The sequence below is a fragment of the Actinomycetota bacterium genome (assembly GCA_041658565.1).
Lineage (GTDB): Bacteria > Actinomycetota > AC-67 > AC-67 > AC-67 > JBAZZY01.
In genome coordinates this window covers 1-4,324 of the sequence record JBAZZY010000060.1, presented here as the reverse complement: position 1 = coordinate 4,324, position 4,324 = coordinate 1, and the positions used below count along the sequence as shown (strand labels likewise).

Here is a 4,324-nt window from a genome sequence, read left to right as displayed (position 1 = left end):
CCGAACTCCGCCCTCGGGGACATTGCCTCCCTTGACGGCGTCATTTCCGTCGGTCGACCGCTCACCCCGCGCCCGACCTCTCTCGCCCCAATCCCCGAAGACGTGGGTCTAACCGAGCAGGCGAGGGAGCGCCTCCGGGAACTCCTGAGCCAAGGAGTCGAACTTAACAACTATCCGAGCATCGTGGAGCACGGATCCCTCAACGTGACAACGGATCTCGGCGTCGCGGGCGACGGGATTCGGATCGCGATCGTCGACACTACGGTCGACTTCGGGCACCCGAACCTAGTGGGCCGCTGGGCCGTGAACGCCGACACCGGGTCTCCCTACTTCGGCTGGCCCATCCTCCTCGACACCGGAACCGCGCTCGACAACCTCGCGCTCTTTACAGCGAGCAGCGACTTCGACCGCTTCCCGTATCCGTTCTTCTCGAGCCTTGGGACCTTCAACCAGAACGCTTTCGCCGACATGCACTACGAGATCGCGGACTCGGACGCCGACGGGTTCATCACATATCAGCACGGACTCGGGGGCTACGCGGCCCGCGCCGATCCGACGGGAGTGAGCGGCGTCGTGAACAATACCCGCATACTGCGGGATTACTATGTCGGGACACCGATAGACCCCGCCCGGATCACGAGTGCCAGCGGAACATTCCGCCTGGGCATCCTGAAGGATGACTTCCTGACCGCCTTCTACGGGGAGCGGATCGGCATCCTTCTCGTGGACTCGACGACGGCCGGAATTTACGACACGGCGTATGCGGACCTCGACTTCGACTTCAACTTCACCAACGAGAACGCCGCGAACAAAGCGTCTCCATTGCTTTGGAAGGATCTCAACGCGGACGGCATCCCAGACATTAGCGGTGGGATCGTCTACTTCATCTCGAACGCAGCGACAGCCGCGGTGGTCGGTGAGGTCGTCACGCCCTTCTGGCACGCGCAAAGCCAGACCACGAGGGCGCAACTCGCAAACGAAAACCTCTCTGCGGACATCCTGCCCTTCGGCTTGTTTGGGGCCGGTGGAATGGAGCTTCCCACGCTCTACCTGGACGGAGGCTACTGGCCCGGTGCCGGCGAAGACATCTGGGAGGAGCTCATCCCCGCCGCCGTAGGCAACGAGAAGGGTACGACCGCGACCCTCACGATGGGAGAGAACATCATGTCGGGAGCCGTCGTGGACACGGCCGCCTTGCTCGCGGACTACAACCTCAGCAATGTCTACGCGGTGTCCAGCTTGGACGACGGCGTCCTTTCCGAAGGCGTCGACTATGAAATCGACATGGACACCGGGGAAATCACCTGGCTCCGGAACTTCGGGGTCAACGACTACCTTGACATCATCTACGAGTTCGACACATGGCGCGTGGACTTCGGGTCGGGCCGCATCACGTTCTCGGCGAACGCCACTGCTGGATCCGTAATCACCGCGAACTATGGGACCGGGTATCCGGTGCCCTATGCCGACACGCTGGCCTCGCGGCACGGCTACGACCGGTTCGTCCCGGCAGCCGGTGACCTCCTTGGGGTCTATGGGGCGTACAACGGCGAGAGCCACGGCACGGGAACATCGTCGACGGCCGCTGGCAACCCCGTTGGCGTCTACACGGGCGACCTCGACATCTACGGACAGGCGCCCAGCGCGACCGTCATCAGTGTGGAGATGTTCAAGCCCGGGGCGACGATCGATGACGCGTGGTACTTCGTCGTCGAAGGACCCGATGGTGTGCCCGGGACGGGCGACGAGGCCCACATCTCGAGCAACAGCTGGGGCTGGATCGACCTTCCGGAGTCCGGATGGGAGTACTACAGCCGCTTGAAGTACTGGTTGAACACGGACTACGCCCCCGACACGATCTTCGTCCAGTCGACGGGGAATGAGGGCCAGGGCTATGCGACCGAGAGCTCGCCCACGGCACCGACGTCCGTGCAGGTGGGTGCCGGAGTCAGCGCCGACATTTACTGGCTGTTCCAGCTGATCGGTGCCCTGCCGGGCGGCGGCGGGGGCGCGCAGCACACGTGGCCCTTCGACACGGGCACGCTAGGCCCAGGGCCTTATGGCGACATTGCGCCGTTCTCGTCTCGAGGCCCGAACTCGCTAGGCCAACCCGGACCTGACGTCCTCGCGATCGGCCATGGTGGGCTCGCCGGCATCCCGACGAATTCAGTCTCCGACTTCCTTGGAACGTTCGACGGGGAGGAGGCGTGGGACCTGTTCGGCGGTACTTCGATGGCCGCGCCGATCGTGGCGGGAATCCTGGCGCTCATGCTGGATGGGTACGCCCAGACCCATGCCGGCGCCATGCCGCCCGCGGACCTCGTCATTTCCGTGCTCAAGACGACCGCGGATGACGTCAAGCAGGAAACGATCTCGCAGGGAGCCGGTTGGGCGAACGCCTTCCGCGCCGTCAAAGCGATGATGGAGATGGAAGGGGTGGTCGCGGACGTCCACGAATGGGTGGCAGGCGACTACGGCGGCGTCCACCGAGACATGTTCGTGAACCTCCTGCGCGCCGGAGACTCTGACGCAATCGACATCACGCTGACGAACATGGGGACATCGACGGCCGCGGTCTCCCTCAGCGACGGCGTATACCGGCGATCCGGGACCTTCTCGTTCGAGTGGGTCTACAACAATACGGGCGCGGGTTCGCTCCGGACGACTCGACCCGATTTCTGGATCCTCAACGAGACGGGAGTCTATCGGACGAACGACAGGGACTTCCCCGGGAACCGCCTGGAGCAGGCCGCAAGCCTCGCAACTCTCTGGAACAGTGCCGCGTTCATGAAGGTCTACACATACAGCGACCCCACCGTTGGCGCTCAGGTCCCGGTCCTCGCCGTGTACGATTGGTACGACGTGAACGGCAACAACGTATGGGAACGCTTCACGGAGGAGAGTTACATCGGGCCCATCGTGTTCGGTGGAGATTTCAGCGAGACCAGGGTCAACGTGCGAACCGTCTACGACCCTGCGAACCGGATTCACACGGGGTTGGGCATTAGCCACAGCGCCCTGTTTGGAACTTCCGACGGCACTCCGGTCCCGACGACCTTGTACGTGGAGTTCTACGAGCGCGTGGACTGGTCCATGCTCAGCTTGTCCGACACGACGCTGAGCCTCACCCCCGGTGCGAGCGACACGGTGACCGCGACGTTGACCGTACCCTCCGGAACCCCCGCGGGATCCTATGCGGGAGCGATCTACTACTCGGATGGGACGAACACGTCGACGATCCAGGTCCTCGTGAATGTCCCCGTGACGAGCTTCCCGGCGAGCCTTGGCGGCGGAGCGGCCGCTTCGACGCTCTATGAGAACAACGTGTTCAGCCCGGGAACAGGCGAGCCGACGATGGGCGACGGGCGGTGGTACTGGTTCGACACGACTGCATTCGCCGCGAGCAACCGGAAGATGCTCTACAACCTCGGCTGGAAAGGCGGTTCGACCTCCGATGCGGAGATCGTCGTCATCGCACCCGCTGCGGAATCCGAGCCCGACTTCGCGGACGACGCAATCTTTGGGCCGAGCACGTTCGAACTCGTCGCGAGTACGAAGCGCAACGCGTTCGTGACGGACACGGTGGAGGCAGGATGGGAATTCCTCGGCACGGACGTCATGCCCGGCCTGTTCCTCGTGAAGCTGCAGGCCCTTCGCACGTCGTCCCCGGAGGAGCTCTTCGAGGCGAACGTCGGAACCATGACCGTCTCGCCGGACGAGGTCCGAATCTCCAGCAATGACCTGGAAGGTTCCGCCCCGGTCACAATCTCCGCCAACGTTCCGCTCCGGGTAGGGACTGCGGTGGACGCGAGCGGCGCAGTCATCTACGAAGACCTGACCGATGTCATGGAAGACCGTCCCGTCGCATCGTACCCGTACACGAGCGGGACATACATCACGTACCTGTACAACGCTCCGAGCCGGACACGGACGACCGTGATCGAAGAGACGAGGGCGGTATCCTGGAGCCTGACGTCCCACAGCGGAGCTGTGGATGTCGATATGGGCATCTTCTATGACGCGAACTGCGACGGAACTTACACCGTCGCGGACGACGTCATCGGCCACATCATCGGCTCCACATACAACAACCCAGAGACGGCGACCCTCGATCCACCGGGCGAGGCCTTCGTGCCTGCGGGTTGCTACTGGGTCCACGCGGCGGGCCGAGACGTCAGTGCGGGGAGCCTCTACGACCTGAGCTTCGAGACGAATGTGCCGAAGCTCCAGGGCCTCGGAATCGCGGTAACGCAGGCCGAGTCGACAACTACGGCCGACCTGGCCGTTGACGCGTACGGGTACCCGGGCGGCGACTTCCTGACGT

1 protein-coding gene is annotated in these 4,324 nt (G+C 63.7%); it reads left to right on the top strand.

The annotated features are described in order from the left end of the window. Positions 1-204: 204 nt before the first annotated feature. Positions 205-4,324 (top strand): S8 family serine peptidase (locus tag WDA27_14760; GenBank protein ID MFA5892185.1); only part of this gene is annotated, 4,120 nt, incomplete at its 3' end.